Raw genomic sequence first — 13708 nt, 5'->3', positions numbered from 1 at the left:
TCCATTTCCTGTGGGAGCTGGCTTGCCTGCGATGGCGGACGACCTGTCGCCAAATGTGCTGGCTGGCAGACCGCTATCGCAGGCAAGCCAGCTCCCACATTGATCTCAGCGTTGTTGAGATCTTCGAACAATCAGCAACTGCACAGTGCGTTATCCAGCACCTTGCGCAATTCCAGCGGGTGATCCACCACCACATCCGCGCCCCAGTGGCGCGGGTTGTCGTCCGGGTGGATATAGCCATAGGTGACCGCCGCCGTGCGCGTACCAGCGTCGCGGCCGGATTCGATGTCGCGCAGGTCATCGCCCACGAACAGCACGCTGGCCGGGTCCAGGTCGAGCATCTTGCACGCCAGGATCATCGGCTCCGGGTCCGGCTTGCTGTTCTTTACATGGTCCGGGCAGATCAGCACGGCCGAGCGCTCGGCCAGGCCCAGGCGCTGCATGATCGGTTCGGCAAAGCGCACCGGCTTGTTGGTGACCACGCCCCAGATCAGCTTGGCTTTCTCGATGTCTTCCAGCAGCTCGGCCATGCCGTCGAACAGTTTGCTGTGCACCGCGCAATCCTTGAGGTAACGCTCCAGGAATTCCTGGCGCAGTTCCTCAAAACCCGGCGACTCCGGGTCCATCGAGAAGGTCACGGCGACCATCGCCCGCGCACCACCGGAGATTTCATCACGGATGTGCTGCGGGTTGATCGGCGCCAGGCCACGTTCGGCGCGCATGGCCTGGCAGATGGCGATAAAGTCCGGCGCGGTGTCCAGCAGGGTACCGTCCATGTCGAAGAGAACCGCTCGCAACTTCACAGGCTTACTCCTCGCGCAGGGTTTGGATCATGTAGTTGACGTCAACGTCGTTGGCCAGCTTGTAGTGCTTGGTCAGCGGGTTGTAGGTCAGGCCGATGATGTCCTTGACGGTCAGCCCGGCCTGGCGGCTCCACGCACCCAGCTCGGAAGGGCGGATGAATTTCTTGAAATCATGGGTGCCGCGCGGCAGCAGCTTCATGATGTATTCGGCGCCGATGATCGCGAACAGGTAAGCCTTGGGGTTGCGGTTGATGGTGGAGAAGAACACCTGGCCGCCGGGCTTGACCATACGGAAGCACGCACGGATCACCGATGACGGATCCGGCACGTGTTCGAGCATTTCCAGGCAGGTGACCACGTCGAACTGCTCGGGCATTTCCTCGGCCAGGGCTTCGGCAGTGATCTGGCGGTATTCCACGCTCACGCCGGATTCGAGCTGGTGCAACTGGGCTACGGCCAGCGGCGCTTCGCCCATGTCGATGCCCATGACGGTGGCGCCGCGCTGGGCCATGGCTTCGCTGAGGATGCCGCCGCCGCAACCGACGTCCAGCACCTTCTTGCCGGCCAGGTTGACGCGCTCGTCAATCCAGTTGACCCGCAGTGGGTTGATGTCGTGCAGGGGTTTGAATTCGCTCTCGCGGTCCCACCAGCGATGGGCCAGGGCTTCAAACTTGGCGATTTCGGCGTGGTCGACGTTGCTCATGGTGAATCCTCTGAATCTGATAAGTCGGTGTGTCGCGGCTGAACCCGAGGCCTCAGCCGCGTCGTTATTCGCTGTGCCCGCTGATGCGTTGGCCCCAGGCAATGGCCGTGGCGGTCAACTGTTGTTCATCCATGCGGGTCAATTGCCGGTCGTCGAGCAATGGTTTGCCAGCGACCCAAAGGTGCTTCACGCAATCGCGCCCGGTGGCATATATAAGCTGTGAGACCGGATCGTAGATCGGTTGTTGCGCCAGCCCGGAAAGATCAAAAGCGACGATGTCCGCCGCCTTGCCGACTTCCAGCGAGCCAATCTGGCTGTCCAGGCCCATCGCCCTGGCACCGTTGAGCGTGGCCATGCGCAAGGCGCGGTGGGCATCCAGCGCAGTGGCCGAACCGGCCACTGCCTTGGCCAGCATCGCCGCCGTGCGGGTTTCGCCGAGCAAATCCAGGTCATTGTTGCTGGCAGCGCCGTCGGTGCCGATGGCCACGTTGACGCCAGCCTGCCACAAGCGCTCTACCGGGCAAAAGCCGCTGGCCAGTTTCAGGTTCGATTCCGGGCAGTGAATGACGCTGGTGTTGCTTTCTACCAGTAAAGCCAGGTCGTCTTCGCTGATTTGGGTCATGTGCACGGCCTGGAAGCGTGGCCCCAGCAGGCCAAGGCGAGCCAGGCGCGCCAATGGCCGCTCGCCGGTCTGCTCGACGGCTTGCTGCACTTCAAAGGCGGTTTCGTGAACGTGCATATGGATCGCGGCGTCCAGCTCTTCGGCGATCACCCGGATTTTTTCCAGATTGGCATCGCACACGGTATAGGGCGCGTGGGGGCCGAAAGTGATTTTGATGCGCGGGTGGTGCTTGAGGTCGCCGAACAGCTCGATACCCTGGCGAATCGCCTCGTCGGCACTGCTGGCGCCGGGGATCGGGAAGTCGAGGATCGGCAGCGCGATCTGCGCACGCATACCGCTGTTGTGCACGCAGTCACTGGCGACCTTGGGGTAGAAATACATGTCCGAAAAGCAGGTGATGCCGCCCTTGATCTGCTCGGCAATGGCCAGGTTGGTGCCGTCGCGCACGAACGCTTCATCGACCCACTTGGCTTCGGCGGGCCAGATGTGTTTTTCCAGCCAGGTCATCAGTGGCAAATCGTCGGCCAGGCCGCGGAACAGGGTCATGGCTGCATGGCCGTGGGCATTGACCAGGCCGGGGCTGAGCAGCATGCCGGGCAGTTCACGCACTTCTCGCGCCGCCAGCTTCAACGCCGCGTCCCGTGGCCCGATAAAGGCAATGCAGCCATCGCGGATGCCCAGGCCATGCTCCTTGAGCACCACGCCGGCAGGTTCGACGGGTACCAGCCAGGTCGGCAGCAGCAACAAGTCGAGCGGGGCGGCAGTGGAGGTCATCGCAGGCTTCTTCCCAGGCAGCTATAAAAGAAGGGCGAAGTATACCCGAGCGTCTTGGCTGGCGGATCGCTATAATCGGCGGCTTTTGTTCATGAGTGCGGGGTAAGGGATGCGCGACCGACTGTTGGCTGCAGACAAAGTGAAGGCCATCGAATGGCGTGATGGCGCGCTGCACCTGCTCGATCAGCGCGTTTTGCCGTCCCGCAAGCACTGGGTGGCCTGCAGTACCGTTGAGTCGGTGGCCGACGCCATTCGCACCATGGTGGTGCGGGGCGCGCCGGCTATCGGCATCTGCGCCGCCTATGGCTTGGTGCTGGCCGCCCGCGAGCGTATCGCCGAGGGTGGTGACTGGCAGGCTGCATGGGAAGAAGACTACGCCTTGCTGGCCCATACCCGACCGACCGCATCGAACCTGTTCTGGGCCTTGCAGCGCATGCGCGACCGCCTCGACCGCCTCAAGAAACACACCGACCCGCTGGTGGCGCTGGAAGCCGAAGCCGTGGCGATCCATGAGAGCGACCGGGAGGCCAATGTGGTCATGGCCCAGTTGGGCATGGAGCGGATTCGCAAGCACCAGGGCAATGCCCAGGCGATCCTCACCCATGGCAATGCCGGGGCGTTGGCCTCCGGCGGCGTTGGCACAGCCCTTGGGGTGATTCATGCCGCGTATCTGGAGGGGCTGGTCGAGCAGGTCTATGTCAATGAAACCCGCCCATGGCTGCAAGGCTCGCGCCTGACGGCGTGGGAGTTGGCGGGCCAGGGCATCCCGGTGGCAGTGAATGCCGACTCCGCCGGAGCGCATATCCTCAAGACCAAAGGCGTGACCTGGGTGGTGGTGGGTGCTGACTGTATTGCGGCCAATGGCGATGTGATCAGCAAGATCGGCACTTATCAGTTGGCCGTGTGTGCCATGCACCATGGCGTGCGCTTTATGGTGGTGGCGTCGAGTTCGACCCTCGATTTGATGATGGCTACGGGGGAGGATGTTGCGCTGGAGCAGCGCGATATTGGTGAGTTGCTTGAGGTGGATGGGCAGCGGTTGGATATCGCGGCGTTTAATCCTGTGTTTGATGTGACGCCTGCGGACCTGATTGACGTGATCGTCACCGAAAAAGGCATTGTCGAGCGGCCAGACACCGCCAAACTGGCCAAGTTGATGTGCCGTAAGCGCCTGCATTGAGGGTGTCGGTGTCTGTGGGGGCGCTATCGCAGGCAAGCCAGCTCCCACCTTTAACTGTGTTCACAAATCAAAGGTGGGAGCTGGCTTGCCTGCGATTGGCCCTTGAAGTCAATAAAACGTCTGCATTCCACCCTCAAAAAAAAGCACCACCGCGCCTCTGAGCCCCTCTCGTCCCCTTCAAGCCTGTCATCCGTCAAATTACTAGCCTCCATGCGCATCAGGGGGATAGGTGCGTGGCGGCGATTGTGATAACATCCGGCGGTTTCCAAGGCTGCCCCGAGGGGTGGCCTATAACGTGCAGATCCGTGTCATAACTCGTTGATTTGTCGTAAGTCGTTGTCAGGCACCGTGCCGGCAGCGGCGAGCTTCGTTCGTCCCGAATGGATGTGACGAGGTTTCACCCGAAAAAGGAATCAGGCTTCTCATGGGCGAACTGGCCAAAGAAATCCTCCCGGTCAATATCGAAGACGAGCTGAAACAGTCCTACCTCGACTACGCGATGAGCGTAATTGTCGGTCGGGCACTGCCTGATGCGCGCGATGGCTTGAAGCCCGTGCACCGGCGTGTGCTGTTCGCGATGAGCGAGCTGGGTAACGACTGGAACAAGCCGTACAAGAAATCTGCCCGTGTTGTCGGTGACGTGATCGGTAAGTATCACCCTCACGGCGACACTGCGGTGTACGACACCATCGTTCGGATGGCGCAGCCGTTTTCCCTGCGCTACCTGCTGGTAGACGGCCAGGGCAACTTCGGTTCGGTGGACGGCGACAACGCCGCGGCCATGCGATACACCGAAGTGCGCATGACCAAGCTGGCGCACGAGCTGCTGGCCGACCTGCACAAAGAAACCGTGGACTGGGTGCCGAACTACGACGGCACCGAAATGATCCCGGCCGTCATGCCAACCCGTATTCCCAACCTGCTGGTCAACGGTTCCAGCGGTATCGCCGTGGGCATGGCCACCAACATCCCGCCGCACAACCTCGGTGAAGTCATCGACGGTTGCCTGGCCCTTATCGACAACCCTGAGCTGACCGTCGATGAGCTGATGCAATACATTCCCGGCCCGGACTTCCCGACCGCCGCGATCATCAACGGTCGCGCCGGCATCATCGAAGCCTACCGCACCGGTCGCGGGCGCATTTACATGCGCGCCCGCTCGATGATCGAAGACATCGACAAGGTCGGTGGCCGCCAGCAGATCGTCATCACCGAACTCCCTTACCAGCTGAACAAGGCACGCCTGATCGAGAAGATCGCCGAGCTGGTTAAAGAGAAGAAGCTGGAAGGCATCACCGAGCTGCGCGACGAGTCCGACAAAGACGGTATGCGCGTGGTCATCGAACTGCGCCGCGGCGAAGTGCCTGAGGTGATCCTCAACAACCTCTACGCCCAGACCCAGCTACAAAGCGTGTTTGGTATCAACGTGGTTGCCCTGATCGACGGCCGCCCGCGCATCCTGAACCTCAAGGACCTGCTGGAAGCCTTCGTACGTCACCGCCGCGAAGTGGTTACCCGCCGCACCGTGTTCGAACTGCGCAAGGCCCGCGAGCGCGGCCATATCCTGGAAGGCCAGGCGGTTGCGTTGTCGAACATCGACCCGGTGATCGCCCTGATCAAGGCCTCGCCAACGCCGTCGGAAGCCAAGGAAGCGCTGATCAGCACACCTTGGGAGTCCAGCGCCGTGGTAGCGATGGTTGAGCGCGCTGGCGCCGACTCGTGCCGCCCGGAAACCCTGGACCCGCAATACGGCCTGCGTGAAGGCAAGTACTTCCTGTCGCCAGAACAGGCCCAGGCCATTCTGGAACTGCGCCTGCACCGCCTGACTGGCCTTGAGCACGAGAAACTGCTGGCCGAGTACCAGGAGATCCTCAACCAGATCGGCGAGTTGATCCGCATCCTCAGCAGCGCCGTGCGCCTGATGGAAGTGATCCGCGAAGAACTGGAAGTGATCCGCGCCGAATACGGCGACGTGCGCCGCACCGAAATCCTCGATGCGCGCCTGGACCTGACCCTGGGTGACATGATCCCGGAAGAAGAGCGCGTGGTGACCATCTCCCACGGTGGCTATGCCAAGACCCAGCCGCTGGCGGCCTACCAGGCCCAGCGTCGTGGCGGTAAAGGTAAATCGGCTACCGGCGTGAAGGATGAGGACTACATCGCTCACCTGCTGGTTGCCAACAGCCACACCACGCTGCTGCTGTTCTCCAGCAAGGGCAAGGTGTACTGGCTCAAGACCTACGAAATCCCGGAAGCCTCCCGCGCTGCCCGTGGCCGTCCGTTGGTCAACCTGCTGCCGCTGGACAGTGACGAATACATCACCACCATGCTGCCGGTCGAGGAATACACCGAAGGTCACTTCATCTTCATGGCCACCGCCAAAGGCACCGTGAAGAAGACCCCGCTGGAATCCTTCAGCCGTCAACGCAGCGTGGGCCTGATCGCCCTGGAGCTGGATGAAGGCGACGTGCTGATTTCCGCGGCCATCACTGATGGCGAGCGCGAAGTCATGCTGTTCTCCGATGGCGGCAAGGTCACACGCTTCAAGGAATCCGACGTGCGTGCCATGGGCCGTACCGCCCGCGGTGTACGCGGCATGCGCCTGCCAGAAGGGCAGAAGCTGATTTCGATGCTGATCCCGGAAGAAGGCAGCCAGATCCTCACCGCTTCCGAGCGTGGTTATGGCAAGCGCACCGCCATCAGCGAGTTCCCGGAGTACAAGCGTGGCGGCCAGGGCGTGATCGCCATGGTCAGCAACGACCGCAACGGCCGTCTGGTCGGCGCGGTGCAGGTGCTCGATGGCGAAGAAATCATGCTGATTTCCGACCAGGGCACCCTGGTGCGTACCCGTGTGGCTGAAGTGTCGAGCCTGGGCCGTAACACCCAGGGCGTGACCCTGATCAAGCTGGCCAAGGACGAAAAACTGGTTGGCCTTGAGCGTGTGCAGGAGCCTTCGGAAGTCGAAGGTGAAGAGCTTGAAGGTGAGGAGTTTGAAGGCGAAGTGATCGCAGCTGGCGATGACAACGTTGACGAGCCAACCCTCGACGCTGCCGCAGACGAAGAAGAACCGCAGGAATAAGCGGACACACAGGGGGCGGATGAAGATTCGCCCCCTTGTTGTTTGTCCCGTATGAAACACAGCGCCCTTTGCCTGGACGCGGTCCATGTGGGAGCTGGCTTGCCTGCGATGCAGGCGCCTCGGTCATTCAGTGATACCGCGGCGCTGCTATCGCAGGCAAGCCAGCTCCCACAGATGTCCGCTCCAGAATGAGGGCGTTGCTGACATGATTGCAGCCCCACCAGATCAGAGTGAGATTGGATGTGAGCAAGAGAGCCTATAACTTCTGTGCCGGTCCCGCGGCGCTTCCTGAAGCAGTCCTGCAGCGTGCGCAGGGTGAACTCCTCGACTGGCATGGAAAAGGCCTCTCCGTGATGGAAATGAGCCATCGCAGCGATGAGTTCGTGTCCATCGCCAACAAGGCCGAGCAGGACCTGCGCGACTTGCTGGGCATCCCATCCAACTACAAAGTGCTGTTCCTGCAAGGTGGTGCGAGCCAGCAGTTCGCCCAGTTACCGCTGAACCTGCTGCCCGAAGGCGGCACTGCTGACTATATCGACACCGGTATCTGGGGTCAGAAGGCCATTGAAGAGGCCTCGCGCTACGGCCATGTCAACGTGGCAGGCACCGCCAAGCCCTACGACTACTTCGCCATTCCCGGTCAGAACGAGTGGAAGCTGTCCAAGGATGCGGCCTACGTTCACTACGTCGCGAACGAAACCATCGGTGGCCTGGAATTTGATTGGGTGCCGCAAGTCGGTGACGTGCCACTGGTATGCGACATGTCCTCGGACATCCTCTCGCGCCCGATCGACGTGTCCAAATACGGCATGATCTACGCCGGTGCGCAAAAGAACATCGGCCCAAGCGGCATCCTGGTCAATATCATCCGCGAAGACCTGCTGGGCCGCGCCCGCTCGCTCTGCCCGACCATGCTCAACTACAAGGTCGCGGCCGATAACGGCTCGATGTACAACACCCCGCCGGCATTTGCCTGGTACTTGTCGGGCCTGGTGTTCGAATGGCTCAAGGAGCAGGGTGGTGTGGCGGCCATGGGCAAGCTCAACGAAGAGAAAAAGCGCGTCCTGTACGACTTTATCGACGCCAGCGGCCTGTACAGCAACCCGATCAACCTCAGCGACCGCTCGTGGATGAACGTGCCGTTCCGCCTGGCCGATGATCGTCTGGACAAGTCGTTCCTGGCTGGCGCCGACGCGCGCGGCCTGCTGAACCTCAAGGGCCACCGCTCGGTGGGTGGCATGCGCGCCTCCATTTATAACGCCGTCGACATCCACGCCATCAATGCGCTGGTTGCCTACATGGCAGAGTTCGAGAAGGAACACGGCTAATGTCTGAGCAAGAACTCAAGGCCCTGCGCGTACGCATTGACAGCCTGGACGAGAAAGTCCTGGAGCTGATCAGTGAGCGTGCGCGCTGCGCCCAGGAAGTGGCCCGGGTGAAAATGGCGTCGCTGGCGGAAGGCGAAGTGCCGGTGTTCTACCGCCCCGAGCGTGAAGCGCAGGTGCTCAAGCGTGTGATGGAGCGCAACAAGGGGCCGTTGGGCAACGAAGAGATGGCGCGGTTGTTCCGTGAAATCATGTCCTCGTGCCTGGCGCTGGAGCAGCCGCTGAAAGTGGCTTACCTCGGCCCTGAAGGCACCTTCACCCAGGCAGCGGCCATGAAGCACTTCGGCCATGCGGTAATCAGCAAGCCGATGGCGGCTATCGACGAAGTCTTCCGTGAAGTCGCGGCCGGTGCGGTGAATTTTGGCGTGGTGCCGGTGGAAAACTCCACCGAAGGCGCGGTCAACCACACGCTGGACAGCTTCCTCGAACACGACATGGTGATCTGCGGTGAGGTGGAGTTGCGTATCCACCACCACCTGCTGGTGGGTGAAAACACCAAGACCGACAGCATCAGCCGTATCTATTCCCACGCCCAGTCCCTGGCCCAGTGCCGCAAGTGGCTGGACGCCCATTACCCGAATGTCGAGCGCGTGGCGGTGTCCAGCAACGCCGAAGCGGCCAAGCGGGTCAAGGGTGAGTGGAACTCGGCGGCGATTGCCGGCGATATGGCCGCGGGCCTGTACGGCCTGACGCGCCTGGCTGAGAAGATCGAAGACCGCCCGGATAACTCCACGCGCTTTTTGATGATCGGCAGCCAGGAAGTGCCGCCCACCGGCGACGACAAGACCTCGATCATCGTTTCCATGAGCAACAAGCCCGGTGCGCTGCATGAGCTGCTGGTGCCGTTCCACGACAACGGGATTGACCTGACGCGCATCGAGACTCGTCCTTCGCGCAGCGGTAAGTGGACCTACGTGTTCTTTATCGACTTCATGGGCCATCACCGCGACCCGCTGGTCAAGGGCGTGCTGGAGAAGATCAGTCAGGAAGCCGTGGCACTCAAGGTGCTGGGCTCTTACCCGAAAGCGGTTTTGTGAGGCTTTGACATGAGTGGCAACTTCCTCGCCCTGGCGCAGCCGGGCGTGCAACAACTCTCGCCTTACGTTCCAGGCAAGCCTGTGGACGAGTTGGCCCGCGAGTTGAATCTGGACCCGTCCAAAATCGTCAAGCTGGCGAGTAACGAAAACCCGCTGGGCCCGAGCCCCAAAGTGTTGGTGGCGATTCGTGAAGAGCTGGCCGAGCTGACCCGTTATCCCGATGGCAACGGTTTTGCGCTCAAGTCGCTGCTGGCGGACAAGTGCCGGGTCGAGTTGAATCAAGTGACCTTGGGCAACGGCTCCAACGACATCCTTGAACTGGTCGGCCGTGCCTACCTGGCGCCAGGTTTGAATGCGGTGTTCAGCGAGCATGCGTTTGCGGTCTACCCGATCGTGACCCAGGCGGTGGGGGCAGATGCACGCGTGATTCCTGCCAAGGAGTGGGGTCATGACCTGCCGGCGATGCTGGCAGCCATCGATGCCCAGACTCGCGTGGTGTTTATCGCCAACCCGAACAACCCGACCGGCACCTGGTTTGACGAGCAGGCACTGAACGAATTCCTGCAGGACGTGCCGGCGCATGTGCTGGTCGTGCTGGACGAAGCCTACATCGAGTACGCCGAAGGCAGCGACCTGCCCGACGGCCTGGATTTCCTCGCGGCCTACCCGAACCTGCTGGTGTCGCGTACGTTCTCCAAGGCTTATGGCCTGGCGTCGTTGCGGGTCGGTTATGGTTTGTCCACCCCCGTGGTCGCCGATGTGCTGAACCGCGTGCGCCAACCGTTCAACGTCAACAGCCTGGCCCTGGCGGCCGCCTGTGCGGCGGTGAAGGATGCCGAATACCTGGAAGAAGGTCGTCGCCTCAACGAAAGCGGCATGCTGCAATTGCAGGAAGGCTTTCGTGAGCTGGGCCTGGGCTGGATTCCGTCCAAGGGCAACTTCATCTGCGTCGACCTCGGCCAAGTGGCCGCGCCGGTGTTCCAGGGCTTGCTGCGCGAGGGTGTGATCGTGCGCCCGGTGGCCAACTACGGCATGCCGAACCATCTGCGTATCACCATCGGTTTGCCGGCTGAGAACAGCCGCTTCCTTGAGGCGCTGGCCAAGGTTCTGGCCCGTGGTTGATGTCACTGCATTGCAACCTGCTGTGCCTATGATCGGTCGCCTGGTGGTGGTCGGCCTGGGGTTGATCGGTGGCTCCTTCGCCAAGGGCCTGCGTGAAAGCGGGCTGTGTGGCGAAGTCGTAGGCGTAGACCTCGACCCGCAATCGCGCAGGTTGGCGGTGGAGTTGGGCGTGGTGGACCGCTGTGAGGCGGACTTGGCCGTTGCGTGCCAGGGCGCGGATGTGATCCAGCTCGCCGTGCCGATCCTGGCCATGGAGAAACTGCTGGCGGTACTGGCTGGCATGGACCTCGGGCAAGCGATCCTTACCGATGTGGGCAGTGCCAAAGGCAATGTGGTGCGCGCGGCACGATTGGCGTTTGGTGGCATGCCGCCGCGCTTTGTGCCGGGCCATCCTATTGCTGGCTCCGAGCAGAGCGGGGTGGAAGCGTCGAATGCGCAGTTGTTCCGTCGGCATAAGGTCATCCTGACGCCGCTTGCGCAAACCGATCCGTCGGCGCTCGCTGTTGTGGATCGTCTTTGGCGCGAGCTGGGCGCGGATGTGGAGCATATGCAGGTCGAGCGTCACGACGAAGTATTGGCAGCGACCAGTCACTTGCCGCATCTGCTGGCATTTGGCTTGGTGGATTCTTTGGCCAAGCGCAACGAGAACCTCGAGATTTTCCGTTACGCCGCCGGTGGCTTCCGCGATTTTACGCGGATTGCCGGCAGCGATCCGGTGATGTGGCACGACATCTTCCTCGCCAATCGCGAAGCGGTGTTGCGCACCCTGGACACCTTCCGCAGTGACCTCGACGCCTTGCGCGACGCCGTGGATGCGGGAGACGGCCATCAACTGCTGGGCGTGTTCACCCGGGCACGGGTGGCGCGTGAACATTTCAGCAAGATCCTCGCACGCCGGGCCTATATGGAAACCGCAGTGAACACCGATGATCTGACCTTCATCGCCAGCCCGGGTGGCCGCTTGAGCGGGCGCATCCGCGTGCCGGGTGACAAGTCGATCTCCCATCGCTCGATCATGCTGGGTTCGTTGGCCGAGGGTGTGACCGAGGTGGAGGGCTTCCTTGAGGGTGAGGACGCCCTGGCGACCTTGCAGGCCTTTCGCGACATGGGCGTGGTGATCGAGGGCCCGCACCATGGGCGTGTGACCATTCACGGTGTCGGCCTGCATGGCCTGAAGGCTGCGCCGGGGCCGATCTACGTGGGCAATTCCGGCACGTCGATGCGCCTGTTGGCCGGTGTGCTGGCGGCGCAGAGCTTCGACAGCGTGCTGACCGGCGATGCCTCGCTGTCCAAGCGCCCGATGAACCGCGTGGCCAAGCCGCTGCGTGAAATGGGCGCGATCATCGAGACCGGGCCGGACGGGCGTCCGCCACTGACCATTCGTGGCGGGCAATCGCTCAAAGGCTTGAACTATGTACTGCCCATGGCCAGTGCCCAGGTGAAATCCTGCCTGTTGTTGGCGGGGTTGTACGCTGAGGGTAAAACCTCGGTGACCGAGCCCGCACCGACCCGCGACCACACCGAGCGCATGCTGCGCGGCTTTGGTTACCCGGTGGCGGTGCAGGGCGCGACGGCGTCGCTGGCGTCAGGGCATGGGTTGGCCGCTACGCGTATTGAAGTGCCGGGGGATATTTCGTCTTCGGCATTTTTCCTGGTGGCGGCCTCGATTGCCGAGGGCTCCGAGTTGCTGCTGGAGCATGTCGGTATCAACCCGACCCGCACCGGGGTGATCGACATCCTGCGGCTGATGGGGGCTGATATCGCCCTCGAAAACCAGCGCGAGGTGGGCGGCGAGCCGGTTGCGGATTTACGTGTGCGCGCTGCCGTGCTCAAGGGCATCGAGATTCCAGAGGCCCTGGTGCCATTGGCGATTGATGAGTTCCCTGTGCTGTTTATTGCCGCAGCCTGTGCCCAAGGCCGCACCGTTTTGCGCGGTGCCGAAGAGCTGCGCCTCAAGGAGTCCGATCGCATCCAGGTGATGGCCGACGGTCTGTTGGCCTTGGGCGTGAAGTGTGAACCCACCCCCGATGGGATTATCATTGACGGTGGCCCGATGGGCGGCGGTGAAGTGCACGCCCATGGCGATCATCGGATTGCCATGGCGTTCAGTGTGGCTTCCCTGCGGGCGAAGGCGCCTATTCGTATTCTTGACTGCGCCAATGTTGCTACGTCTTTTCCGAACTTTCTGACACTGTGTGCCCAAGTCGGCATCCGTGTTGCCCAAGAGGCTCAATTGTGAATATCAAAGCACCGGTGATTACCATCGACGGGCCTAGCGGCTCGGGCAAAGGCACAATCGCTGGCATTCTGGCCAAGCGCCTGGGCTGGTGCCTACTGGATTCTGGCGCGCTGTACCGCCTGCTGGCGTTCGCTGCGCACAACCATGGTGTGGACCTGACCAACGAAGAGTTGCTGACCAAACTTGCCGCCCATCTGGATGTGCAGTTCATTGCGGCGACCGAGGGTCAGTTGCAGCGCATCATTCTGGAAGGTGATGAAGTCAGCGATGTGATTCGCACCGAGAGTATCGGCGCAGGTGCCTCCCAAGTGGCCGCGTTGCCCGCCGTGCGCGAGGCGCTGCTGCAGCGCCAGCGCGCATTCCAGGAGGCGCCGGGCCTGGTGGCCGATGGCCGCGACATGGGCACGGTGGTGTTTCCCGAGGCGCCGCTGAAGATTTTCCTGACCGCCAGCGCCGAGGAACGGGCACGCCGCCGATACTTGCAGTTGAAGGGCAAAGTCGATGGTGTTAGTCTGTCGAGTCTGCTAGATGAGATCCGTGCACGCGATGAGCGTGATACCCAGCGTGCGGTAGCCCCGCTCAAGCCGGCGGCTGACGCCATACAGCTGGATTCCACGGAGTTGTCCATCGAGCAGGTGCTGGAACGCATCATGAGTGAAATCGCCATTCGCGATATCGCCGGGTGATCAAGAAGGCCGCAGGGGACCAGTCATAGTCCTGCGGTGGCTTCTTTTAACTGAAACTGACCCACACCGTCTGGGGTG

Annotated in this window: 10 protein-coding genes; 7 read left to right on the top strand and 3 right to left on the bottom strand. The window is 61.9% G+C overall.

Annotated features, from left to right (window positions below; genetic code table 11):
- Positions 1-131: 131 nt before the first annotated feature.
- The 3 genes from mupP to CER19_RS01045 form a co-directional block, all read right to left on the bottom strand.
- Entirely contained in the window at positions 132-803 is a 672-nt protein-coding gene (gene mupP / locus CER19_RS01055) for an N-acetylmuramic acid 6-phosphate phosphatase MupP (RefSeq protein WP_116665071.1), read from the bottom strand.
- A 4-nt stretch (positions 804-807) separates the two neighbouring features.
- Positions 808-1506 carry a bifunctional 2-polyprenyl-6-hydroxyphenol methylase/3-demethylubiquinol 3-O-methyltransferase UbiG gene (gene ubiG, locus CER19_RS01050; protein WP_003189760.1) on the bottom strand — a complete coding sequence of 233 codons (699 nt, stop codon included), beginning with the start codon at positions 1504-1506 and terminating at the stop codon, positions 808-810.
- 64 nt (positions 1507-1570) lie between these two features.
- Entirely contained in the window at positions 1571-2902 is a 1332-nt protein-coding gene (locus CER19_RS01045; RefSeq protein WP_032892794.1) for a TRZ/ATZ family hydrolase, read from the bottom strand.
- 109 nt (positions 2903-3011) lie between these two features.
- Between CER19_RS01045 and mtnA the strand changes: the two genes are divergently transcribed.
- The 7 genes from mtnA (at position 3012) to cmk (ending at position 13630) form a co-directional block, all read left to right on the top strand.
- Positions 3012-4082 (top strand): S-methyl-5-thioribose-1-phosphate isomerase, encoded by a 1071-nt coding sequence (gene mtnA / locus CER19_RS01040; RefSeq protein WP_116665070.1) that lies wholly within the window; start codon positions 3012-3014, stop codon positions 4080-4082.
- A gap of 424 nt (positions 4083-4506) precedes the next feature.
- Entirely contained in the window at positions 4507-7161 is a 2655-nt protein-coding gene (gene gyrA, locus CER19_RS01035) for a DNA gyrase subunit A (protein WP_003189765.1), read from the top strand.
- Between the two features lie 242 nt (positions 7162-7403).
- Entirely contained in the window at positions 7404-8489 is a 1086-nt protein-coding gene (gene serC / locus CER19_RS01030; RefSeq protein ID WP_116665069.1) for a 3-phosphoserine/phosphohydroxythreonine transaminase, read from the top strand.
- Positions 8489-9583, top strand: a complete 1095-nt coding sequence (pheA, locus tag CER19_RS01025; RefSeq protein WP_032902668.1) for a prephenate dehydratase — start codon at positions 8489-8491, stop codon at positions 9581-9583. The genes serC and pheA overlap by 1 nt, the downstream gene beginning before the upstream one ends.
- A gap of 9 nt (positions 9584-9592) precedes the next feature.
- Positions 9593-10705, top strand: coding sequence for a histidinol-phosphate transaminase (gene hisC / locus CER19_RS01020; protein ID WP_116665068.1), 1113 nt, complete (start codon positions 9593-9595; stop codon positions 10703-10705).
- A 28-nt stretch (positions 10706-10733) separates the two neighbouring features.
- Entirely contained in the window at positions 10734-12944 is a 2211-nt protein-coding gene (locus tag CER19_RS01015; RefSeq protein WP_256660355.1) for a bifunctional prephenate dehydrogenase/3-phosphoshikimate 1-carboxyvinyltransferase, read from the top strand.
- Positions 12941-13630 (top strand): (d)CMP kinase, encoded by a 690-nt coding sequence (gene cmk / locus CER19_RS01010; RefSeq protein WP_003189772.1) that lies wholly within the window; start codon positions 12941-12943, stop codon positions 13628-13630. The genes CER19_RS01015 and cmk overlap by 4 nt, the downstream gene beginning before the upstream one ends.
- Positions 13631-13708: the final 78 nt, after the last annotated feature.

This window comes from Pseudomonas sp. GL93 (assembly GCF_003408955.1).
GTDB classification, from domain to species: Bacteria; Pseudomonadota; Gammaproteobacteria; order Pseudomonadales; family Pseudomonadaceae; genus Aquipseudomonas; species Aquipseudomonas paracarnis.
Note: the sequence above shows the minus strand (reverse complement) of the source record. Positions and strands in the feature narration are given on the sequence as shown.